20 protein-coding genes are annotated in these 21,631 nt (G+C 54.7%); 11 read left to right on the forward strand and 9 right to left on the reverse strand.

Features of this window, described 5'->3' with window-relative positions; all coding sequences use genetic code 11:
* Window positions 1–33: 33 nt before the first annotated feature.
* The 5 genes from PSUB009319_RS01200 to PSUB009319_RS01220 all read right to left on the reverse strand — a co-directional run bounded on the left by PSUB009319_RS01200 (window position 34) and on the right by PSUB009319_RS01220 (window position 8,153).
* Window positions 34–837 carry a hypothetical protein gene (locus PSUB009319_RS01200; RefSeq protein ID WP_124380426.1) on the reverse strand — a complete coding sequence of 268 codons (804 nt, stop codon included), beginning with the start codon at window positions 835–837 and terminating at the stop codon, window positions 34–36.
* A 209-nt stretch (window positions 838–1,046) separates the two neighbouring features.
* Window positions 1,047–4,124 carry a type I restriction endonuclease subunit R gene (locus PSUB009319_RS01205; protein ID WP_124380427.1) on the reverse strand — a complete coding sequence of 1,026 codons (3,078 nt, stop codon included), beginning with the start codon at window positions 4,122–4,124 and terminating at the stop codon, window positions 1,047–1,049.
* A gap of 2 nt (window positions 4,125–4,126) precedes the next feature.
* Window positions 4,127–4,966, reverse strand: coding sequence for a DUF3883 domain-containing protein (locus tag PSUB009319_RS01210; RefSeq protein WP_124380428.1), 840 nt, complete (start codon window positions 4,964–4,966; stop codon window positions 4,127–4,129).
* Window positions 4,963–6,315, reverse strand: coding sequence for a restriction endonuclease subunit S (locus PSUB009319_RS01215; RefSeq protein ID WP_124380429.1), 1,353 nt, complete (start codon window positions 6,313–6,315; stop codon window positions 4,963–4,965). Before PSUB009319_RS01215 ends, PSUB009319_RS01210 begins: the two co-directional genes overlap by 4 nt.
* Window positions 6,312–8,153, reverse strand: a complete 1,842-nt coding sequence (locus PSUB009319_RS01220; protein WP_124380430.1) for a class I SAM-dependent DNA methyltransferase — start codon at window positions 8,151–8,153, stop codon at window positions 6,312–6,314. Before PSUB009319_RS01220 ends, PSUB009319_RS01215 begins: the two co-directional genes overlap by 4 nt.
* 207 nt (window positions 8,154–8,360) lie before the next feature.
* On the opposite strand from PSUB009319_RS01220, the gene PSUB009319_RS01225 reads away from it, so the two are divergent.
* The 8 genes from PSUB009319_RS01225 (at window position 8,361) to PSUB009319_RS22820 (ending at window position 15,817) form a co-directional block, all read left to right on the forward strand.
* Window positions 8,361–8,969, forward strand: coding sequence for a plasmid pRiA4b ORF-3 family protein (locus PSUB009319_RS01225; RefSeq protein ID WP_306308021.1), 609 nt, complete (start codon window positions 8,361–8,363; stop codon window positions 8,967–8,969).
* 325 nt (window positions 8,970–9,294) lie between these two features.
* On the forward strand, window positions 9,295–9,666 hold the full coding sequence (locus PSUB009319_RS01230) for a hypothetical protein (protein WP_124380431.1): 372 nt from the start codon (window positions 9,295–9,297) through the stop codon (window positions 9,664–9,666).
* A gap of 14 nt (window positions 9,667–9,680) precedes the next feature.
* A complete protein-coding gene (locus PSUB009319_RS01235) occupies window positions 9,681–11,036 on the forward strand; it encodes a hypothetical protein (RefSeq protein ID WP_124380432.1) in 1,356 nt (451 codons plus the stop codon).
* A 346-nt stretch (window positions 11,037–11,382) separates the two neighbouring features.
* A complete protein-coding gene (locus PSUB009319_RS01240) occupies window positions 11,383–11,841 on the forward strand; it encodes an HNH endonuclease signature motif containing protein (RefSeq protein WP_124380433.1) in 459 nt (152 codons plus the stop codon).
* 101 nt (window positions 11,842–11,942) lie between these two features.
* On the forward strand, window positions 11,943–12,527 hold the full coding sequence (locus tag PSUB009319_RS01245) for a hypothetical protein (protein ID WP_124380434.1): 585 nt from the start codon (window positions 11,943–11,945) through the stop codon (window positions 12,525–12,527).
* Window positions 12,528–13,192: 665 nt separating this feature from the next.
* Window positions 13,193–14,143, forward strand: a complete 951-nt coding sequence (locus tag PSUB009319_RS01255) for a hypothetical protein (protein WP_124380436.1) — start codon at window positions 13,193–13,195, stop codon at window positions 14,141–14,143.
* Complete coding sequence (locus tag PSUB009319_RS01260; protein ID WP_124380437.1) at window positions 14,127–14,501, forward strand: hypothetical protein; 375 nt, start codon at window positions 14,127–14,129, stop codon at window positions 14,499–14,501. The genes PSUB009319_RS01255 and PSUB009319_RS01260 overlap by 17 nt, the downstream gene beginning before the upstream one ends.
* Before the next feature lie 950 nt (window positions 14,502–15,451).
* Entirely contained in the window at window positions 15,452–15,817 is a 366-nt protein-coding gene (locus PSUB009319_RS22820) for a type II toxin-antitoxin system RelE/ParE family toxin (RefSeq protein ID WP_185453388.1), read from the forward strand.
* A gap of 378 nt (window positions 15,818–16,195) precedes the next feature.
* On the opposite strand, the gene PSUB009319_RS01270 is transcribed toward PSUB009319_RS22820, so the two are convergent.
* The 4 genes from PSUB009319_RS01270 to PSUB009319_RS22825 all read right to left on the reverse strand — a co-directional run bounded on the left by PSUB009319_RS01270 (window position 16,196) and on the right by PSUB009319_RS22825 (window position 19,497).
* Window positions 16,196–17,089 (reverse strand): hydrolase or metal-binding protein, encoded by an 894-nt coding sequence (locus tag PSUB009319_RS01270; RefSeq protein ID WP_124380439.1) that lies wholly within the window; start codon window positions 17,087–17,089, stop codon window positions 16,196–16,198.
* An 87-nt stretch (window positions 17,090–17,176) separates the two neighbouring features.
* Window positions 17,177–18,172 (reverse strand): YqaJ viral recombinase family protein, encoded by a 996-nt coding sequence (locus tag PSUB009319_RS01275; RefSeq protein ID WP_124380440.1) that lies wholly within the window; start codon window positions 18,170–18,172, stop codon window positions 17,177–17,179.
* Window positions 18,173–18,245: 73 nt separating this feature from the next.
* A complete protein-coding gene (locus PSUB009319_RS01280) occupies window positions 18,246–19,220 on the reverse strand; it encodes a DUF932 domain-containing protein (protein ID WP_124380441.1) in 975 nt (324 codons plus the stop codon).
* A gap of 136 nt (window positions 19,221–19,356) precedes the next feature.
* Entirely contained in the window at window positions 19,357–19,497 is a 141-nt protein-coding gene (locus PSUB009319_RS22825; RefSeq protein ID WP_185453389.1) for a hypothetical protein, read from the reverse strand.
* A 297-nt stretch (window positions 19,498–19,794) separates the two neighbouring features.
* Between PSUB009319_RS22825 and PSUB009319_RS01285 the strand changes: the two genes are divergently transcribed.
* The 3 genes from PSUB009319_RS01285 to PSUB009319_RS01295 all read left to right on the forward strand — a co-directional run bounded on the left by PSUB009319_RS01285 (window position 19,795) and on the right by PSUB009319_RS01295 (window position 21,496).
* A complete protein-coding gene (locus PSUB009319_RS01285) occupies window positions 19,795–20,064 on the forward strand; it encodes a hypothetical protein (protein ID WP_124380442.1) in 270 nt (89 codons plus the stop codon).
* 74 nt (window positions 20,065–20,138) lie between these two features.
* Entirely contained in the window at window positions 20,139–20,771 is a 633-nt protein-coding gene (locus PSUB009319_RS01290) for a hypothetical protein (protein ID WP_124380443.1), read from the forward strand.
* Window positions 20,772–20,818: 47 nt separating this feature from the next.
* Window positions 20,819–21,496 (forward strand): hypothetical protein, encoded by a 678-nt coding sequence (locus PSUB009319_RS01295; RefSeq protein WP_124380444.1) that lies wholly within the window; start codon window positions 20,819–20,821, stop codon window positions 21,494–21,496.
* The last annotated feature ends 135 nt before the right edge of the window (window positions 21,497–21,631 follow it).

The following is a 21,631-nucleotide window of genomic DNA, read 5'->3' on the forward strand; positions in this document are numbered from 1 at the left end:
CAAAATGCCGCCCCACTAATGACAATGAATCATTCAGCTTGTTACGCGACTCCCTCTTGTGCCGCTATCCTTACTGTCAGGCACGGCAGGCTGAGGTAGTGCCTTCACATCCACTCGGGTGCCGTCTGAGAAAACCACGCTCTCCATAAACCAAGAGGGGAAAAGAGTTTTGGATTGCATCAATGCTTGATCTGCTACATTGGTTTTATCGAAATCCTTGTATACATCAAATAAAATAGTTTTCCCAGGGAGGATTTCTGGCTCAATCCGCATCGGAAACGATCCGATTTCGCCACCAAAGGCATCTCTTATTGAGACCCAGCCGGCCGCACCAATGATAGATTTTTTAGATAAATTGGATAGACGAAGTCTGAATACCCATCGACGGGAAATTTCATAGCCATACCTGTCAAAAATAGGAGCCAAGTCATAGGCAATGGCCTCCACTCGGAAATACTTTTTAATCTCCACGTCGACCGCCGCTCGTTGGTTTCGAAGGGCGATTAGCGCTTGTTTCTCTTGCTCCAACTTCTCTTGCGCCTCTGCTGCTGCTCGCCTTTGCTCTTCTTTGATTTTTATTTCTTTTTCACGCTCAGCGGCCTGCCTAGCCTCAAAATCGATTTGATTTCTAATGGCACTCCTAACATTTGAGAAAATTGGCTCTCCGATAGTGCCCTCGCCGGTTACTTGACGTTTTGCCCATTTGGAGAAGAGGTCACCGTCAGATGATGGGAGTTTGCCAACAATCTCTTGTGTTTGAGTAGGAGTAAGTTTGCCGTCTGCAGGGAGCTTGGTTTCATACGGATCGCCGCACGCCGTCACCAAAAAAGCCGCCATGGAGATTAACGATATGAGTACTCGCTTCAATATTAAATTTGACACAACAATCCTCCGTCGCCCATATGCGATAGATCAATTACTGATTTTTATTTTCTGATCGAAGAACTGCATCTGTTAAGTCGGCATTCGTTAGCTTGAGTTGGGGGCAATGGAAACAACCCTTAGCGACGCTGGCCTGCGAATTCAAGTTCAATAACGCCGTCTCATTAGACCGATGCGGCACCGCCACTACCTCCACGCTTCTTCGCAAATCCCGCGTAGACCAAATCACCTAGCAGCGCTGCCAACCCCTCCTGTACCTTGGGGCTGTTGAGAACCTGCTTGGCCATCTCCGAGTAGCTATCGAAGCCATCGGCAACAGACTGGATCATCGCGTCCTTGAAGTCAGGGCTGGCATCAAACTGCTCTTTTGTGTTCGCCGCTGCCTGCTGTGCCAGTGTCTCGTTCTCCAGCATCTTGCTGCTGATGTGCAAGGCGAACGGCAGCAGGTCGGTATCAGTCACTCCCTCGAACAGATCGTTCATTCGTTCCACCACTTGGGCCAGCATTACCTGCTCGGGATCGTGGGGCTTGCCGGAACCCAGATCGGTGAGCGGCTTCAGCTTTCCGTCCTCGCCAGCTTGGCCAAGGACGATGCTTTGCTTGCCCTTGTCCGACAGCTTGTAGTGGGTCAGCTTGACGCCGCTGAGGTCGATTTCTTCTTTGTTGCGGACGCTCCGCAGCAGCGGCAACAGGTGCTTCAGGTAGATGGCACGCTTTTCGAGGTCGGTGTCGCCCAAATCAACGATCTGGGAGAGGAAGTCGTAGGCACGAACAAAGGTACCTACGTCTCTGCGGAAAACATCCAGGGCATCGGCCGCCTCCTTGTCTTCGTTCTCTGCGGCGTCTTGCATGCGCACCCGGTAGCGGTCTACGGCCGGCGCAATCTTGGCCTGCATGTCCTTCTGCGTGCCCTTGAAATAGGCCACGACGAAGGCTTCGACTTCTTCTGGTGTATAGATCAGCTCACTATCAAGTTTCGCCTGCAGCGCATGGATGAGGTTCGGATCGCTGACCCCAGCTAGCTCGGCGGTCTCGTAGTACGGCAGGAATGCTGCTCGGATCTCTTCGGGCTCGTTGACGAAGTCCAGTACGAAGGTCTGATCCTTGCCAGGACAGGTCCGGTTCAGGCGAGACAGTGTTTGTACCGCTGCAACCCCGGCCAGCTTCTTGTCCACGTACATGGATACCAGCTTGGGCTGATCGAAGCCGGTCTGGTACTTGTTGGCCACCAGCAGAACTTGGAACTCGTCGGTATCGAAGGCTTCCCGCAGATCACGCCCCTTGAGGCCTGGGTTCATCTTGCCTTCGGAGAACGGTGCCGGTCCGCTTTCAGGATCGTCAACTTCGCCGGAGAACGCTACCAACGTCGCCAGGTCCTTGTATCCCTGCTGCTTGATGTACTTGTCGACAGCAAGCTTGTAGCGAACAGCCTCTTTGCGGGACGCCGTGACCACCATGGCCTTGGCCTGACCATCCAGTCGCCACGCAACGTTCGTCCGGAAGTGCTCAACGATGATCTGGGCCTTCTGGGAAATGTTGTACGGATGCAGCCGGACCCACCGCATGAGCGACTTCATTGCCTCGCTCTGGTCGACCGTCGTATCGTCGTAATCTTTACCGTTGTGGGCCAGCTTGAAGGCGAGCTTGTAGGGCGTGTAGTTCTTCAGCACGTCCAGGATGAAGCCTTCTTCGATGGCTTGCCGCATCGAGTACACGTGGAAGGCCTGCGGCTTGTTGGTGTCCGATGGCGCTTGGTCGGGATTGGGCAGGCGACCGAACATCTCCAGTGTCTTGGCCTTGGGCGTGGCCGTGAAGGCAAAATAGCTCAGGCTGTCTTGCTGTGGCCGGGCGGCCATCTCGGCCTCTAGCAGTTCATCGACGCCAATTTCCTCGCCCTCGGCAAGCTGTTCGGCAGTCAGAACCTGCTTCAGCTTCTTGGCCGCTGCCCCGGTCTGAGAAGAATGGGCCTCGTCGGCGATCACTGCGAAAGTGCGACCCTTCAGACCAGCTTCTTTCTGGATGGCCTCCAACACGAAGGGGAAGGTCTGGATCGTGACGATGATGATCGGCACGCCATCATTCAGAGCCTCCGCCAACTGCGCTGATTTCACGGCATCATCGGTGACCCTGCAGACCACGCCCGCCTTGTGTTCAAACTGGTAGATCGTGTCCTGCAACTGTTTGTCCAGCACAGTGCGATCTGTGATGACGATCACCGATGAGAACACCTTGTTGTCAGAGTCGTCATGCAGGTTTGATAGCTGATGCGCAAGCCAGGCGATGGAGTTCGACTTGCCGGAACCGGCCGAGTGCTGAATCAGGTATTTATTGCCAGCCTTCTCGACCTTAGCCGTAGCGAGCAGCTTGGTGACAGCTTCCCACTGGTGGAACCGAGGGAAGATCAGCGTTTCACGAATCTGCTTCTTGCCCTCAGTGGTTTTCTTCTCTTCCTTGGCCAGGTGAACGAAGCGGCCAATGATGTTCAGCCAAGCGTCCCGCTGGAGGATACGCTCCCACAGATATGCGGTGCGGTAGCCTGCAGGATTGACCGGATTGCCAGCACCGCCATGGTTGCCCAGATTGAACGGCAGGAAGTACGTCGACTTCCCCTTGAGCTCGGTCGTCATCCAGACTTCATCGGTGGACACGGCAAAGTGGACCAATGCCCGACGCTTGAAGGCCAGCAGCGGTTCCTCACGCTTTGCGCCCGGCTCTCGGGGGATGCGATCGGTGCGGTACTGCTTCTTGGCATCCTCGACTGACTGGGTGAAATCCGTCTTGAGCTCCGCCGTAGCAACGGGAATGCCGTTGATGAAGAACACCAGGTCGATGGCGTTCTCGTTGGACAGGCTGTAGCGGACCTGCCGCACCACCCGGCAACGCACCTTGCTGTAACGCTCCAACGTCTCGGGATTGATGGCTTGCGCCGGCCGAAACTGGCACATATCGACCTTGGTCGATACATCCTTGAAGCCATGCCGCAGCACCGACAGGGAGCCTTCCGTGTCAAGCACTTGAGCCAGGCGAGCCAGCAGAGCAGCTTCTGTCTTGCCGTTCTTTGCGGCCTTGAACTTTTCCAAGGTCTTTGGCTGCGTGTCCTGAATCCACCAGAACACGTCTTCAGGGTAGAGGGCCAACTCACGATCATACTTGGCGGGATCGCCTTCCAGCCAGCCGTGGGCGGTCAGGTGCGCAACGATGTCCGACTCGAAGTGGATTTCTTGATGTTTGGGCGAGTTCATCGTCATTCGCCGAGTTTGGCCCTGTAAGCAACGGCTTCTAGCTGAATCCCCGTTGCCGGATTCATTGGGTCAGCGATTTCCCGAACGACAACTGAGTTCTTGGGCGTATCCCTGTCGACACAACAGAGATAGATAAAGGCTTCCTGCCCCAACTCGGTAAGGGTATCTCGCTCGTTTTCAGATATATAAAAGGAGTCCAACCGGGTCGTTGACGCCTTTACTTCAATGTATCTCGTTTCGCCGGCGAAGGTGCTGCGCATGTCATAGCCTGCCCCAACATCGGTTTCCGAGACACGCTCAATGTGTTCCGCAGGATTGGGGCAGCCCAATGAATCTAGACGGACGTATTCGTAGCGATAGGCCGCGTCCTCGCCCAGACGCCCAATTTCCCGTTGCAGAGCAAGCTTCCGCTCCAACTCTTCGAGCGAAATTTTTTTTGCTGCTCCAACGCGAATATCGGCCCGCTTCTCGGAATCAACCGAGTCGGGCGTCGTCGGGTGTCCATCGAAATCTTGAGCCGGGCCCAAGAGGCGTGTCCGCTCAGCAGCAACCGCATCTATGAATCGTTTTCCGAATGTCAGTCGGTCCTGCTTAGCAAAGGTAATCGTGGTCTGACGACCATTGCTGGGACGATATGCCGCCAACCACATACCTTGCTCACCTCGGGCATGGCGTTCCATGAAGACTGACAAAGGTATAGTTTCCTTCATGCAGTAGACGTGGGGTACGCCAGCATTGTCGTAGGTGACGCGAGGACTGACTGTTTCTGTGGGCGGATCTGTCTTGTACAGAATGTCGACCAAGCGATCGTTCTCGATCAGATCTCGAAAGCGGTCCGTCATGCTGCCACCGCCTCATGGATGATGTCCTGGTCACCCAAGCCCCGCACGTCGATCTTGCCGGTCACTGCTGCGGAGATGAGAGCGGAGCGGTGTTCCTTCTGCAACTCGATGGCTTGCTGGGCCTTGGCGATGAGGGTGTCGATGGCCTGAACTCTAACGGCTATCGATCTAACAATGCGGACCTGCTCATCCCTTGGAGGAACAGGAGTGTGCAACGTTTTCACGTCCGGCATGCCTATGGTTTTCACCGTTGCACCGAAAGTTAAGCGCTCCAGTTCGTGACTCATCGACCGAAATACGTATAGGAGATACTCAGGAAGCAGATCAGGACTGCACAGCCAAGCGATGAAATGTTGGGAGACTGCCATTGGGCGAGTCGTTATGGCACATCGGCCAATCGTGGCGTCTCGGGAAAAAACCACGGCCTCTGGTGGAAGTAGGCGAGCCGACGAGTTTTCGATGCCAAGTTTCGTGATCTGATACGCGGTTTCCGAAATGTACTCGTGATTCTTCAGGTAACCTGTGTCGTTGAGCGAAACCCAGGGGATATCGCCGCTCTCCCAGTAGGCTGGAACCTTCTTATCGGGTGTATGGCCGCTCTCCATCTTTGCCACCCATTTAATACGCTTGGCGTTCCAATGCACTGGCACATCCCCCAGCCACTCCACACCGCTCGGCTTCATTGGTACGGTCGAATCCAGCCCCTTGGTCACAGCATGTGAGATCACCGTCTGACGCTTTTCCTTCAGCAGCTCGATCAGCTTTTCCTGCTTGGCGATCAACGTATTGATCTTGATAGTTTCACGGTCGAGGAAGGTGGCGATGGCGGACTGCTCTTCGATTAGTGGCCGAGGAACTTTGAATGTGCCGAGTTCGTCCGCCGATAACTCGAGGAAAGTTGTCCCTTTGCCTCGGAGATTTAGTGCCTCGGTAGACGCCAGGAGGGAATAGGCATAGAAGAGCTCGTTGATGCCCGTCTTCGGAACGAGAGACTTGCAGCCCTGATTCGTGCACAGCTCTGTCTTTGCAATGGCGAGCGAGCCAATCGGCGCACGAGTTGACAGCACAATGCTTCCTTGCGGTACTAGCGTTGTGGCGCAGGATTCCAGTCCTGCTTGACTAATCTTACGAGCCGAATCACTGATGTACAGGGAGGGAAGTTTGCCTAGGTCTGCCGGACTTACCCAAACTATGTTTCCGTCCCAGTAGGCGGTCTCGTCCGATTTTGGCGTCGAGCCACCGTAAATAGCGAAGCAACCTTTCAGTGGCGTGATGTCCCAAGCTACCGGCACCTCCCCCAACCACTCCACGCCCGAGGGCTTGTACTTCGGATAAGGCTTGAGCTTCACGCCGTCACCTCTTGCAGCAGGGCGAGGATCTCGCTGGTCACAGCTTTCAGTTCAGCGTCAATAACCTCCAGCGGGCGAGGCGGGGTGTACTGGTAGAAGAAGCGGTTGAACGGAATCTCATAACCAACCTTGGTCTTCTCATCGTTGACCCAGGCATCCGGAACGTGAGGCAACACCTCTCGCTCGAAGTACGCATCGATGCTGTCGCTCATGGGAACATTCTCTGTATCCCGTAGGCTTGCATCAGGTTTCGGGTTGCCCTTACGGTCCTTTTCGATCTCCCCTTGCTCGTCTCGCAGAGGGCGCTCTACCGTGATGGTGTGGTAACCGAACTCAGCGTTGTCAAAGATTCGTGACACCATCGACGATTCAACCTTGCCGCCCTCGGGTTCGGCGGGCAATGCCTGACTAGCAGGCTTCAGTCCTTCCGAAACAACAGCGCCTTTGGCATCCGTCACCTTCACGTATCGCAGCTCCTCGAAGCGACCGTGGATCTCAACCACGGTGCTGATGTCAGCGTCGCCCAGCTCCTTGCGCTTACTGCCAAGCGACTTGCGCATCTTCCGATAGAACTCGGCTCCGTTGATCAACTGGACCTTGCCCTTGCGCTCCTGGCTCTTCTTGTTCGTCAGAATCCAGACATAGGTAGCGATGCCGGTGTTGTAGAACATGTCCGTCGGCAGTGCCACGATGGCTTCCAGCCAGTCGTTCTCAATGATCCAGCGGCGGATTTCAGACTCGCCAGAACCCGCCCCGCCAGTAAACAAAGGGGAGCCGTTCAATACGATGCCGACACGAGAGCCACCCTGGTCCTTGGCTTTGTCGTAGGGGCGCATCTTCGACAGCAAGTGCATTAGGAACAGCAGACTGCCATCCGACACCCGAGGCAGACCCGGTCCGAAGCGACCTTCGTAGCCACGCTGCTCATGTTCCTTGCGGACTTCCTTCTCGACCTTCTTCCACTCCACACCGAACGGGGGATTGGAAAGCATGTAGTCGAAATCCTTGCCGGCATGCCAGTCATCGGACAGGGTGTTACCGAAGGCGATGTTGCCAACGTCCTGGCCCTTGATCAGCATGTCTGCCTTGCAGATGGCGTAGGACTCGGCGTTGAGCTCTTGGCCATGCATAACCAAACGTGCATCCGGGTTCAGGCCGGCAAGGTGTTCTCCTGCTATGGACAGCATGCCACCAGTACCAGCCGTGGGATCGTAGATGGTCCGAACGATGCCCGGCTTGGTCAGTGCCGCGTCATCGGTGGTGAACAGCAGGTCGACCATTAGCCGGATGACTTCTCGGGGGGTGTAGTGCTCCCCAGCGGTCTCGTTGGAGAGTTCTGCAAAGCGGCGAATCAGCTCTTCGAACAGCAAGCCCATGTCTGCATTGGTGATGCGCTCTGGGTGCAGGTCAATGCCAGCGAACTTCTGTAGCACCAGGTACAACAGGTTGCAGTCGTCGAGCTTTTCGATCTGTTTCAGAAAGTCGTAGCGTTCGAAGATGTCCCTGGCATTTTCCGAGAAGGCGTTGACATAGGCCGTCAGGTTGGACTTGATATGGGCTGGGTCGCCTTGGAGCTTGTCGAAGTCGAACGCCGAGGTGTTGTAGAACGACTGGCCCGCCTTCTTTGTCAGGAAGGTCGACATCTCGATGCCCATGCTCTTTTTGGCCTCGAACTCCTTCAGCACGGCCGGCTTCGTAGCCTCCAGCACACAATCCATGCGTCGCAGCAAGGTGAACGGCAGGATTACCTTGCCGTAGTCGGATTGCTTGTAGTCGCCCCTCAGAAGGTCTGCCACGGACCAGATGAACGATGCGATCTCGCTGAAATTTGCAGCCACAACTTGCCTCTCGGATGAATTCGTTGTCAGATTGTAATGGCTGCCCGAACCGGGCAGACAGTCTTGCGGCAGGCTGAGTGCGGAGTGAGCGTGAGTCTCAGTTTCGCCCACGAAATTCAAAAACTCGTGGGCGACTGAGCGCAGGAAAGCAGCGTCGTTTCTCGCTGGTTGGTTGCGAGCATTTCCTAATATATATAGAGAGAGACGATGACGAAGCTGCGGCCAGAGACCGATACAATGCCAGCCGACCCACCCATCCTCCGCTTCATGCTCAAACCTGCCGCAACCCTTCGCATCGAACTGCTGCACGTCCAGCCGTTGGTCTGGCGTCGACTCGTTGTCCCGGCGGACATCCAGCTACCCAAACTGCACAAGGTCTTCCAGGCTGTGATGGGCTGGGACGACGAGCATCTGCATCAGTTTGAGTTCGGTGACACGATCTACGGGACGCCCAGCGATGAGTATCCTGGCGATCCCACTCTGCCAGAGAAGGGCGTGCGGCTGAATAAGGCTCTTGGCTCAAACACCGAGTTCGATTACGAGTACGACTTCGGCGATAGCTGGCGGCATCGCATTGTGGTGGAAGGCATGGGCAACCCAGAACTAACCTTGACGCTGCCAGCCTGCCTTGCTGGCGAGAACGCTTGCCCACCTGAAAATGTTGGTGGCGTGACCGGCTATGCGGAATTCGTCGAAGCGCTGGCAGATCCGGAACATGAGCAGCACAACGACTACAGGACCTGGATCGGCGGAATTTTCGACCCGGCTGGTTTCGACGTGAACGCCGTGAATGTCAGGTTGCGGGCGATCCGCTAACAGGGTGACTGGCTCATACTTGTCGGCAACGCCAGAGCGTTGGGTGCGAGTCCCTCCGCTTCTTGCAAGCCCCCCCTTTTGACGAGGCATGCATGGACTTACTTTACGAGCGAGGCGAGGTAGAGCAGATAGTGACCGCCTACAAGGACATCTTCCCGTCGATCGATGCCCCTCTATCGAGGTACTGGGGGCTGGACAGGAGACGCCCATGGTCCTATGTCACGACAGATTTCCATCAAGCCGCCCACCTCAGTCATGTCAGCCTGGGCTTCGGAGCGATGGGGCTGGGTGTGGCTCCCCTTTCTACGCAACGGCAATAGCCCCCATGACAGAGAAGAAATACAGCCCGCTCGGCATCGAATTGCGTGTTGGGTCGGTCGATCCCTCGCTTCCGCTGCTGTTCCAGATCGGTGTGACAGACGACGTCGGTGCCGAAACAAAGGTCATCTACGTGGGCATGAGCCGAGACGGTGCCAAAGGCCCATTTTCCAACTACGACGACAACCTGCGGAGAATGCGGGAAGGTCGCTCACCACGGAATGGGCAAGGATTCCGTCAGATTCACCGGGACATCGACATTGCCCTTCACGAGGGCAAGTCAATCGTCATCGAACTGGTTCGAAACGTTAATCCCGAGACGGAGACATTGACCTCAGCAAGAATAGCTCTACAGAGGAAACACGGGCTGAAGGACTGAGCGTTGATGCTCTGATGAATAACCTGCCGGATAAAAAAATGAGTACGTTTTGCGCGGTGGATGACGCGACGCTAATCAAGTTGATCAATGGAGCGCGACGGCGCGTTGTCTACATTTCACCGGGCATTCATGAGCAAGTGGCCGTGGCACTTGGAAAGCGCTTTAGTGAAGTCGACGGTTTGGACGTCACTGTCGTGCTCGACCCTGATGACGATGTGTGCCGCATCGGCTATGGAGATGCCAATGGTCTAAAGTTGCTTCACGCTTCCGCAGGAAGAAATGGGTTCTGGGTAAGAGAGCAGGCCGGCCTCCGCGTCGGAGTCTTGTTGGCGGATGATCAGACATTGATTTGGGCCCCCACGCCCCGTTCAGTGGAATCCCCACCGATTTCCACCGATGGCGCGTCAAATTTTGCTGCGCCCCAAGAAGCGCTATTTCCTGAGCCGACGGGGATGACGCCAAACGGTCTCTTGCTGGGTAACCATCCGAGCGAGCAACTAGCTAAAGCTGTCGCAGCCGAAGGCATCAACGCGGATCCGAAGCTTGCCGAAATTGGAAAGTCGGCGATCACGCCACAACGCGTGGTTGAGACGCTCGCCGCGCTAGAGAAGAACCCTCCAATCCCTGTCGATCTTCAGCGCATTACTCGTGTCTTCAGCACCAAGTTGCAGTTTGTGGAACTAACGGTGAAGCGTGCGAAGCTCTCGCAAACTCAGCTGACGGTGCCCAGTCAGCTACTCAATGCAGACGTGAAGGATGAGTTGAAGGGGGCGATCGAGTCGAGGCTCAAAGCGTTCGCTGATCTTCGTGACCACAGAGTTGAGGTACCGGCTTTCCTAAATGGTGAGCCAGCATTCGGCAGAAATAGCCAGCCACTTCTGGAATCGGCAAGCGAGGCTACCCTAGAAAGCTTTCGAAAGGCGATTGAGAGAAAGTTCATCTATGACATCCCTGGCTACGGCCGCCTGATCGCCAAAGACGAGAAGAGCACCTTCGAGGCCCATGTTGCAGCCTACACAAAGCAACTGGAGGAACACTCTAAAGGTCTACGTGAACTAGTTGACGCACAAGCAATTAAGATCCTTGACGAGGCTGTTGACCTGATAATGAAGCGTGCCGAGCGGTCAGGATCGGAGTTTAGGCCGGATCGTTCGTCGCTACGCGAAGAGTTGAAGAAGGGGCTGAACAAGGCAAAAAACGAAGCGCCGAGTGTTAAGGTAGTTTTCAAGGACGTAACGTTTGAGCAGACCAAGAGCGCAGATTTCCGTCAGCGAGTTGAAAAGGCGCTACCTGCAGCAAAGCGCAAGCAATTGGGCCAGTGGGCGCACGACTTCGACGCTGCTCAAGCGGCAGGAAAGGTTGAGCCATGAGTTCTTATTTGCCTGCCGTCTTCATTGGCGTTGTCTTGGTCGGCCATTGTCTCCGGCGTGCCTGGAAGTTGTATAGCGCCCACCATTCTGCACGAGCAGAGCGGCGCCGACGGGAATCCGAATACCGCACGGTGTGCATATACGGCGAGAACGGGAATCGCTTTCTGGTTCGAAAGCACGTTTCAGATTTCCCACTGGCTGGAGAGCGTGAAATCCCGGACTTCCTTCGCAAGCAGCCGCTAGACGGTAGCGAGTAGCCGAACAATAGTGCCAACCAGTGGTCGCTCTGCCACCACACAGGACAAGGGCGCATAAGCACCACAACAACCAACAGCCAGAGCCGGCTATGAATGAGCGCGTTTTCGAGACCACCGATAACGAGTATCTGGGATGGATGAAGCAACATCCCGAAGGCTACGTCCTGAACACCACACGGTCCGATAGCCAATACGCGATGCTCCACGCGTCAGGTTGTCACCACATTTCGACCTACGCCAGCAACTACGCTGACAACGCCTTCACCGGGGATAAATACATCAAGGTTTGCTCGGACAACAGTAGCGATGAAGAGCGACTAGACCCTTGCAATGGTTTGCCGCTCATAGCCACACTCGACCGGCTCTTCGACCAATATCTAATCACGTTCGATCCGAAGACAGGGGGGATGCAGGTCTCACACGAGATCGGCAAAGCCGACCGTGCCATCCTCGGCCTCCCAGCGAACCTGAGAAAAGTGCCGAACCAGGGACAGGCCGGCTACCTCAGGCTACACCTTGACCATTTCGAAACGAAAAGCCGAACATGAAGCGGGTTATGAGAGACGAGCTTGAGGTAGCAATTCATGAACTGACCCAGCCGATAGGCGGGCAGTACCCTCGTCCCTGGATGACGGATCTTCAAGATCCCATGAAGGCCAAGGTCTTTATCGTCGGCAAGAACCAAGCCAAAGAGTATCTGGTTGCCCGAGTTGGATCACACGCCAGACACGTAGATGCACTCTACAACAGGAACGGCCAAAGCTGTCGGGCACTGTATGACGAGATTGCCGATGGGCAACCATCAAAGACTCGCCCCAACATTGACGATTTGACAAAACGTCTCACACTAGCTGGCGTGGAAGGTGTCCTGGAAACCAATGTGGTCTGCTATTCGACGGCAATGAGTCGACATTTGCGTCAACAAAAGCATGCCGCCGGCGCAGTGAAGGGCGATCTGATTTTTCGTACGTTGCTCGCCCATATCCGGCCGACCGTTCTTATTGTCCACGGCGTTGACGCAACTGAGCGGCTCGGCAGGTGCCTGGGAAGCAAATTGCCAAGTCCTCCGGAACGAGCGGAGGATATGCGTTCGCTAGAGGTGAAATACGACGACCGACCGATGACCGTCTTCGTCGTTCCAAGCTTGGCCCCTCCAAAGTGGAACAGTTGGAAGTCCTGGGCCGCCGATCATCTAGATCTAGTGGCCAAGGCTGCGGCAACATCCGTTGCTTGAGAGTCAGGACCTCGGTGTCAGATATTCAATCGCCGTCGCGGTCACCGCCTCGACCCCGGCCATGATCTCCCCGGTGGTTGTCACCCTGATCTCGGCCATGATCCCAGCCACGTCGGCGTCCCCGATCCTGATCGTGGTTCTCGCCTTGGTCTCCCTCCCGTCGCCCACCGTAGTAACCGCCGTTGTTCCAGTCAAAGTATGCGCCGACGCCGGGAGCGGGGTAGGCGTCATAGTACGGAGCCGGGTAACCACCGTAATAGGCATTATCGTAGGGAACAACAGCGCAACCGCTCAGAAGTGCGGCGGTGGCAACGGACAGGACTGCAAATCGGTTCATAATTCTTCGTGCTCTGAGAGCGGTTGGCGGATCCTCGCTTTCAGGATAGTGCCGAAGCCCCTGGGCAAGTGTAAAAAATCGTGAGTCGTTGGCGGAGGAAGGATGCCAGGGAGGCTACTCGGGTACGAGGAGGCGCATACCCCTCAATTAGGGGGGGTAATCGACTGATGCAGGTGCGATATGCTAGCCGGCAGGTTAGTACGTGCGGCGCTCAGTGACATATGCTGGGCCGAGTATAAATTTTCACTACTGTCATGCCACTATTATGATGCTTAACCACACTGTCTCTGGATTTGTCATTATCTGACTCCATCAAGGGAATAGCCGCATGGAATTCAAGGAAGTCAACAATAATAGCGCGACGGTAGCCGCCCCCAGGGATTGCTCCCAGCAACTATCGCAGGCAAATGAATTTCACAAGCGAGCAGCAGAGATTTATGCGGAAATAGCAAAGAGAGCCGCATTATCACCGTTCTATGGCAGCTGCGAAAAAATCGACAAATCTTACGAGCAATTTGATATAAAAAAAGAGGGGCATTCAGCAAAAGAATGGTGCGACCTATTCTCCTCTGTCATCGAATCGGCGAATTTCGATCATATTAAGGTTGGCGTATCAAGTGCTGGCAATGAAATCGCGGAAATGCTCATCAAATTATACGAGGATCAACTTGGCGCCATATTTTCCGGACGGGATTTTGAGAAGTTCGGGGAAAAATTTAAATTAAATATTGATCTACGCACATCCCAGATCGAAAAAATAGCTGCGATCGTTTCGAGTCACTTCACCCAGGCTATTAGTGAGGCAGGAGATTTGGCTCAGCATCGTCGCCGACTCCAAGCAAATTATCACGATTTTGCACAGGCAGCCGATGATAAATTTGACTGGGGATCTGCTGCACGTCATTTTGGGGCTGGTGCATTAGCATTTGCTAACCCACTCATTGGTATTCCGGCACTAATTGCAAACTTCGCAGCCGGATCCGATAAAAACAACCGCGAAAACTCAAATATTGAAGTGTACTTCGATTTGTTTTCGGAGTTCGAAGATAAAATAATTTCTCTTCGAGAAAAAATTGACGAAGCCGCCGAAAGAACCAAGGATTACACAAGAAAAAAATATATTGAGGTAAATAGCTCAGCAGTATCCGAGGTACTCCGTGAGGTTTTCGCGAACGACTATGCCATTGATCATTACTTCACATCGTTGGACCTCAATGATTTGAGGGAGGCGGAAGAAATAATTTTTGGTGAGGAGATCAAGAGTGGAAAGTTTGCTTAAGGCTGTAGAAAATATCTTCGATGTCGTCGATATCGTTGACGAAAATGGCTCAATCGAAGCGCAAGGCCATTCCAATATTGCGGGCGGAATGGATTTTTATAAAAATGGAAACATGATTGACCACTCCACCCTGAACGTTTTTGGTGGCATGGATCACCACAATCAAATGGGGCAGATATCACATTCAACACACCCCAATATATTAGGTGGTGTGGACGCACTGGATTCACTGGGCCATGTGATTGGACACACACAGCCAAATATCTTTGGTGGGTCCAATATTTTTGATGAACAAGGCGGCTTGATCGGAGAATCTTCGCCGGACCCAACCGGCTTCCATGCGAGATTCTTCAAATAAGCCATCACTATTTTTCGAGGTTAACCAAACTCAAGCGCCTGGAATGGACAGGTTGGATCCCTGTGACGCCCGTGACGGACCTGTGACGGTCAGCAACAGCCGAAAATCCGCGCCAGTATTGGTTTGTGACAATGTGATAGTTGTGACGGACAAACATATATAGTCCAGCCCGAACTGCATGACGGGTGAGGATGGGCAGTCGGTGATCGGGCGATGCTGGCAACGGCACGACAGCCGACCTTGCCGCCAACCGCCGTCACAATGTCACAATGTCACAATCCGTGTGTGGTGTGGTTTTCCCGGTGTCACGGGTGGAAAACGCCCGTCACAAACGTCACAGCCACTGGGGGGCAGGCTCAGTTCGAGGCAAAAAAGCTCTTCGCCGATTTGCGGGGTGAGGGACCGTCTCAGAACGACCCACAAGAGACGTTCGGCCTGGCGTGACCTTGACGGCGGCTCCCCAGGGTACAACGGTCATTCGCGCATCAATGTAGATCGGCGGGCGCTCTGCCTTACGCGTAGGGACTAGGGGCAGTGGCGTCGGCAGAAATGTTCCGACTGGCCACATAACCCCAGGACTGTGCCGAACTTGGCACTCGCGATTAGAATGAATTGGTCATTCAAAACGAATTTGTCACGTGACCATGCCGACGCTAGCTGCCGCAATCCTGACGGGGTACATACTGATCGGCACAGGCCTATCCGTGGCAGGGCCTTTTGCGAGAGACTTGCGTAAGACGTTTCGAGAAACTAGGGCCGAGCTCACCTATTCCGAGGTACCAGCGAAGTGGGCTAGATTTTCGGCTTTAGTCTTTGTCTTGATACTGATCCTAATCTTGGTCTGGCCGGTTTTCTTGTGGGATAGTAGATCCGAACTGGCATCCCGGCGTGTATTGGGTGGGCGACTTTTTCGAGATACAGATCTGAGCAGGTACCCTGGCGTGCATTGGGTGGGTGACTTTGTTGATCTACGCGATCATCTGCTCGCCGTATGGGATCCATCTTATTGCCCGCCGCTTTATAGCCGCAAGCTCGGTGACTGGACGATTGGATTAAGTCCAGCATTCAGGAAGGCAATAGGCAGTGTAGATAAAAAGTTGCAGGGCCGCATTCTGGAAGCAATAGCAGGCATTTGTGAAGACCCTCTGACCGCCCAAGGAGACACGAAGAAGCCCTTGGAAGGTAATCTAAAGGGCCTCTGGCGCTACCGGATCGGCGAGTTCCGCTTGATCTATCGCCCTGAAAATGCGGCTAGCGTCGTCGTGCTCGTGGATTTCGTCGCCCGCAGTGCTGGATATTCGGGAGTAGGAGACTAAGAGATGGTAATCTAGGGCCGTTGCCAAAGTGCTAACTGACGTTCGAATGTCAACCTTGGTGTATGGGCGAGTGGCCGAAACTGGCTGCGGATTCAACCGGTCGATGCTCCAGATCCAGGCGAAAAAAAGCGCACCATGGCCGGGTGGTATGGCACGCTTGACAAACAAGATGAATCGTCTGTCATCAGTTTCGGGATAAGCGCTCGGCGGAGCTTGACGTAGCGCAAAGAGGCCCGGTCACCACTGCTAGTGGTGGCCTCTAGCAACGCCCGCCCAGCAGCACGGCCAAGAGCTTGTGACCCAGCCATAGCCAGACCATTCCAACAACGACCAACAACGCCGGGGCAACGACAAGAATCGCAATCGCATACAGGAAGATCATGCCGAACCTCCCGTCTGCGTAGCGGCCTTGCGGTCGAGCTTGTCTTTCAGCGTGGTTGCCGGGCTGCTTGTGGCTTGGCCGGCTGACTCGCCTTCGGCGTAGAACTCTTCCACGATGGCCGGAATCTCTTCGTCGGCATCCTCGCACACACCGTTACCGAACCCGGCTCGGGCAATGACATCGAGCGCTGCCTGATCGAAGCCCGAAGCTTTGCGCTGGGCATCAACCTCTCTGGCCTCGGCTATGGCTGCTTCCAGGCTCACGCCCTCCCTGACCGTCAGATCGACGTAGTAGATGGGAGCTCGATAGCTCTGCGCGGTGGATTTTGCTCGCAGTCGAAGTTCCAGTGGCAGCGCTGCCAGCAACCCACTTGACACGGCATGGAAGTACCGCAGCCTTGCCGTCAGCACACGAATGCTGTTGAAGCCCGTGGTCCGGAAGATGAAACTGCCCAGAAGGTCATCGTCACCGATGCGGACATTGAGCCTGCCGTACGGTTTGCACAGTCCGCCTTTGGCAAGGTCGCAGCCATCCGGCGACGGACACGGCAAGGTCTGAAGCCCGGACGAGGTATAGCGGCGGCAGGTTTCGCCATTGCCCACGCAAACAGGCCGACCCGTTTGACGGTCAAACAGGCTGTACTCGGCCCGCAGGTTCAGGTCGGGATCGTTGAACAGCACCGTGACGGGGATCGAGCGCAGCTTTCCGTTGCCGGCCTTGCGTAGAGCTTCGTCGTAGGGATGCAAGATCCAGCCGTCTTTGCCTTGTACCTGCGTGGTGATAGTGAACTGGTCGTCTTTCTGCGGCAGTCGCTTGCCGTCCTTCTCGACCACGTGCCCGATCGAGATGCGCCCCAGCACGGGCGGGGTAATCGCCAAATTTTTCAGCATCGTCTTTCTCCAAGAAAGAAGCGCAGGCCCGCCCCACGTTTCCGCAAGGGGCAGGCACAGCGCAGCCCCAGCGGATCAGGGCATGGATTACAGGATCAGGAACCGGCGACTGCCGGGCTTGGTGAGGGGGTAGCGTTGCAACAGATCGGGCCGCTCTTGCAGGAGCTTGTCGGTGTCCAGGCCAAGACCGTCCTTGCTGCGTTTCCACGAGACTTCGCCGGTCTCGAAGATCGCCTTGGTGGCTTCACCCATGGCTTGCTGCAGGCGTTGCTTGAGCTGGGCTTCGAGCGTGGTCCGATCTGCAATCTCAGCCCGAACCGTCACCAGGTCAGCAAAGGCAGCCGACAGGTTTCGGTCGTCCGAGAAATCGACCGTGGCCCCGGCGTCGCGTGGATACAGGCATTGCAACGCCGTCGCAGCCGAATCCGAGCCATCTGCCGGTGGCGGCATGTCCGATTCCACGTACTGCCAGAACCGGGCTTCCAGTTCGATCAGGCGAGCGATCAGAGCGTCGTCCCGTTTGATGCGATGCACCTGCAACTCCTGACCGCAGATCAGGACCGCCACGTCACCGGCCGCCTTGCCTGTCACGGCCAACTGATGCTGAACCTGCAACTGGACGTACTCCGGCACACCATCTCGCCACAGCCTGGCACCATTCATGCCGGCTGTTTTGCACTCCAGGATTGCGACATCGCAAGCGCCCATGACCTCTCGGTCGATGTTCGCCAGCATCCATGGAATTTCACGGTGTTGGAGCACGGCATTGACACGGCGAACTCGATTGCCGGTCCGCTTGGTGTAGTGGGCGGCAACGATGGGCTCCAGCAATGTTCCCCAATAGATCGGCTGGTTCTCGTCATCGGGATCGGGCTTGCGCAGTTCGGCATCCCGGCCGGTTTTTTCCAGCCAGAGTTCGAGCTGCGACTTGTATGGATTGAGCCCGACGGCAGCAGCGGCATCGGATCCGCCTATGCCTTGCTTACGCACCTCCAGCCAATCCCCTCGGCTCAGGTCATTGGTCTGCACCAGACGTAGCGCTGGCCTAGCGCGCTTTCCTGCGTGATGGATTGCGGGTTGCATGGCACCTCCTAGAATGGAAAACGCCCGGCGAGGTAGACCTCAAACCGGGCGTCATGTGGAACAACAGTAGATTTCAGGCAACGAGCTTGATGGCTTCCTCCCAGGCACGTTGCTTCAAGTTGGCACCGGCTCCGAACCAGGCGGAATCGAGGCGATGATCCGTGCTGCGAGCCCGGCGTTCGTGATCGGCGTACTGGGTGATCGCGTTGAGCATTCCCCAGGCCGTGGCCGAAGACGAAGCCAAGTCGGCTCCCATGCCTTTGCCGTCGTACAGCCCCTGCACAACCTTGAGAGCCCGCTCATTGGCGGGGACTGCGGTTGGCTTGCTTGCCGGGACTGGTGTCGACGAAGCGCCCAATACACGCTGGAAGTACGCACGAGCGGTTTCCGGTCGAACCTTGCGCTCGGACAGGGCTTTCATGCGGAACATGAATTCGTCCCAACTGGATATGGCAATGCCGAGTTGGCACTTGACTGCCTGCGGATCGAACTGACTGCGGTGAGGAACCTTGACCGCTCCGTTACCTTCAGCCAAGGCGATGTGCAGGGTGTTGTTGCAGACTACGCGAACACTGGTGAACTGTGCCGTGGTAGCCAACGTGCCATCGCAGGCCGTGGCCAGCAGCAGATAGCCTTGGACGGTGTCGCCACCTTTCAGGACAGTCTGTTGACCTGTCTTGGCAAGAGCCCAGAGCTTGCGGCCCTCCTTGAGCACACCTGCCGTTTCCAACTCGAAGCCGCCAACTTCGGTCAGGTCCCGATAGAACTCCAGGATTTCTCTGGGCTGAACAGTTTGGTAGCGGTTGGACACGACCGAGAGCGGAACCTTGGTGTCGGACCGGTACAGCACCTTCTGCTCGGGATAAGGATGAATGGCACCGAGCGTGCCGGACTGGCCGGTGACAAAGCAGACCGGAGTTTCTTCAATCTGCCAGTCCATGCCGGCGCGTTGCATCCAGACCTCGATGGGCTGATGGCGAGCCAACTCGTTACCGAGACCGTGCCACGGTTTCTGGCCGACATAGGCCATGGTTTGTACGAGATGCATGTGAACTCCTGTGAATGGACGAGCGCCAACCCCGAGACGAAGCTCGGAGCCACGCAAAAACACGAAAGGGAACGAAACGAACCTGCCAGAACAGCAGGTCAGCGCCGGCCGCTAGACCAGCACGGGAGGGATTGGGTTAGGCGAAGGCGTTGCTGTCGTCGTAAGCCCGGCCATCCGGATACATCTGGTGCATCAGACGCTCCTTGAGGTAGGCGACGACAGCGCCAATAGCTTCGACGAGGATGACCAGCAGCACGCTGACGAGAGGTTTGTTCATGGGAATTTCCTTGGTCGAGTGAAGCGGAAAGCGAGATGCCTTCCTGTGTTTCTTGTACCAAGGACAGAAGCGGAAATTGGATCATGCCTGGCTGACTGGCGATGCAAGCTGCACCGGCACTGGAACCGGACAGCGCCACAATCTCGCCCAAAAGACATGCTGGACCGCAAGGCTGCCGTCAGTGCTGGAGACGTATCGTGATCTTCCTACAGGAGATGCTGTGGCTTGTCGTGGCCTCGGTGTGTTGGTGGCCGTCGGGCTGGCTTGGCTTTGGCTTGTGAGGCACTAGCAGCCGGGTTGATCAAAGAGGCAGAGCAGATCGAGATTTTCCCAGCCACCTTCAAAGGTGCGGTACCGGTTGACCGTAGTCGTCCGACCGAGTCCGTGAGCTCGGATTACCACCGCAGCCAGTCCGATGCTGAACTGCAGCTCCGGATCCTTTGCAAGGAGCGACACTTCGATTTCATTTTTGAGCGTCGTTTCACCCAGAAAAAGGAGTGGGATGGAAACTACGAGTACAAATTGTGGCGGGCGAGTGCGATGTTGGGTCACAAAACGGACATCTAAGTTATATAAATTAGATCGAAAATATTTTAAAAAACCTATCGCACAAGTCTAGAATAAGAAGCGCAGACAATAATATGAAATGCAAAGAAAAAAAACATAAAAATCAGCACCCATGGAAAGTAGCCTCCACCCTAATTGCATATCTATTTATAATATTATTTGCATCACCAAAAAATGCTTTCGCTGATCGAATTCAGGGCTTCGATCGGTTCAAATTCGGGATGACATTAGGGGAAATTCAAACGGTTGGCCCTGGCTGCTCGCGTATAGCGCCATCGGCATCAGGAAGAACAGACACCTTTATTTCGATGTGCGCTGGATTCTCGATGGCAAGCAGCCCGAAATTCTATATAGATCCAACAACAAAGCGCGTGAATGCGATTCAGACAACTATTGTTTTTCCCGCCATGGAAGGCGACGCACGCGATCTATTGAAAGGTCTAAGCAAGAAATACAGCAGTACATACATTATAAACGACGGCGCCATATCAGAATTCTTCGCAAATCACTCAGAAAGAATCGCCGTTCTTGGGGCCTGGCTAGATTATAGCGTAGTATTATTTGCCGAGCGATATGGCTCAAGAAACCAATATGTTCAAATCCTCATTTCTTATTATCCAGATGATGGAGTTGCCCGTATGAAGCAGAAACTATCGCCGCTAATTCGAGCGAGAAGCGGAAGCGGAATTGATGCATCAAAATATTAAAGTCAGCATATTTATCGAAATTATTCGAATCGGTGGAGGAAAATGTGATGTGTGAATATAAAATCAGCGCACCAAGGCACAGCTTCAGGTCAATTTTTTTGATCGCCGCAATTTCCATCTGCCGCATCGCATCAGCACAATCGGTGCCAACGCCTCGCCCCTTGGCTACATACGGAACCTTCAAGGAGGTTAATCTTGATGACGAAACCTACGGCATGTCTTCTAAGAGTGCGGAAACAGAGCGTTTGCGCAGCGCCTGCCAGCAAGATATAGGGTCGAGTAGTTTTTCATTATACAAATTCAATGTCGAAGGAAAAAGCACAATCCTACTCGCCGACTCGTCCGCAGAAGGGGAAAATTTCACGGGTACGTCCTATTCGATATTGGCGAACGAGAAGAATTGCAGCAGGCTTGGCGGACAAGAACAAAAAAACCAACCCGATGTCAGTGGCATGATGGGCATTCCTGAAAAATCGTACCGCATTGCGCTTCCGATCATCGGTAGAAATCAGGAGTTAGCGTATTTCTTAACAGAAGAAAAGATGGTTCCTGGAAAATATTGCGTCTCTTCCGCAGAATGTAAGGTACAGAGGAGCTACATTTACTCAAGAAAACTTTACAAAGTCAATCGAAATGGTTTCGCTTTGATGTCATCAAGGACTCAGCAAAGCACAAAGGACGTTTCCGTTGAGCAAATAATCCCTGTTGGCACCCTAATAAAATAGGCACCCCGTTTCGGACAGAAAAAAATGGAGGGTCGCCCCCTCCTTTTTATTTTGCTACTCACCGCCAAATAGAAACTAAAATAAATATAGACAAGCAATTATCAACCAATTGACTTGCGCTTGACAAATCCAAGG

The sequence above is a fragment of the Ralstonia sp. SET104 genome (genome assembly GCF_003851545.1).
In the GTDB taxonomy this organism is placed as follows: domain Bacteria; phylum Pseudomonadota; class Gammaproteobacteria; order Burkholderiales; family Burkholderiaceae; genus Ralstonia.

Coding starts and splice junctions, on each gene's coding strand:
- PSUB009319_RS01205 (WP_124380427.1), bottom strand. CDS start 4,124: ATGAACTCGCCCAAACATCAAGAAATCCACTTCGAGTCGGACATCGTT.
- PSUB009319_RS01240 (WP_124380433.1), top strand. CDS start 11,383: ATGAATGAGCGCGTTTTCGAGACCACCGATAACGAGTATCTGGGATGG.
- PSUB009319_RS01235 (WP_124380432.1), top strand. CDS start 9,681: ATGAATAACCTGCCGGATAAAAAAATGAGTACGTTTTGCGCGGTGGAT.
- PSUB009319_RS01275 (WP_124380440.1), bottom strand. CDS start 18,172: ATGCAACCCGCAATCCATCACGCAGGAAAGCGCGCTAGGCCAGCGCTA.
- PSUB009319_RS01280 (WP_124380441.1), bottom strand. CDS start 19,220: ATGCATCTCGTACAAACCATGGCCTATGTCGGCCAGAAACCGTGGCAC.
- PSUB009319_RS01290 (WP_124380443.1), top strand. CDS start 20,139: ATGAAATGCAAAGAAAAAAAACATAAAAATCAGCACCCATGGAAAGTA.
- PSUB009319_RS01255 (WP_124380436.1), top strand. CDS start 13,193: ATGGAATTCAAGGAAGTCAACAATAATAGCGCGACGGTAGCCGCCCCC.
- PSUB009319_RS22825 (WP_185453389.1), bottom strand. CDS start 19,497: ATGAACAAACCTCTCGTCAGCGTGCTGCTGGTCATCCTCGTCGAAGCT.
- PSUB009319_RS01230 (WP_124380431.1), top strand. CDS start 9,295: ATGACAGAGAAGAAATACAGCCCGCTCGGCATCGAATTGCGTGTTGGG.
- PSUB009319_RS01245 (WP_124380434.1), top strand. CDS start 11,943: ATGAAGGCCAAGGTCTTTATCGTCGGCAAGAACCAAGCCAAAGAGTAT.
- PSUB009319_RS01295 (WP_124380444.1), top strand. CDS start 20,819: ATGTGTGAATATAAAATCAGCGCACCAAGGCACAGCTTCAGGTCAATT.
- PSUB009319_RS01225 (WP_306308021.1), top strand. CDS start 8,361: ATGACGAAGCTGCGGCCAGAGACCGATACAATGCCAGCCGACCCACCC.
- PSUB009319_RS01270 (WP_124380439.1), bottom strand. CDS start 17,089: ATGCTGAAAAATTTGGCGATTACCCCGCCCGTGCTGGGGCGCATCTCG.
- PSUB009319_RS01210 (WP_124380428.1), bottom strand. CDS start 4,966: ATGACGGACCGCTTTCGAGATCTGATCGAGAACGATCGCTTGGTCGAC.
- PSUB009319_RS01200 (WP_124380426.1), bottom strand. CDS start 837: ATGGCGGCTTTTTTGGTGACGGCGTGCGGCGATCCGTATGAAACCAAG.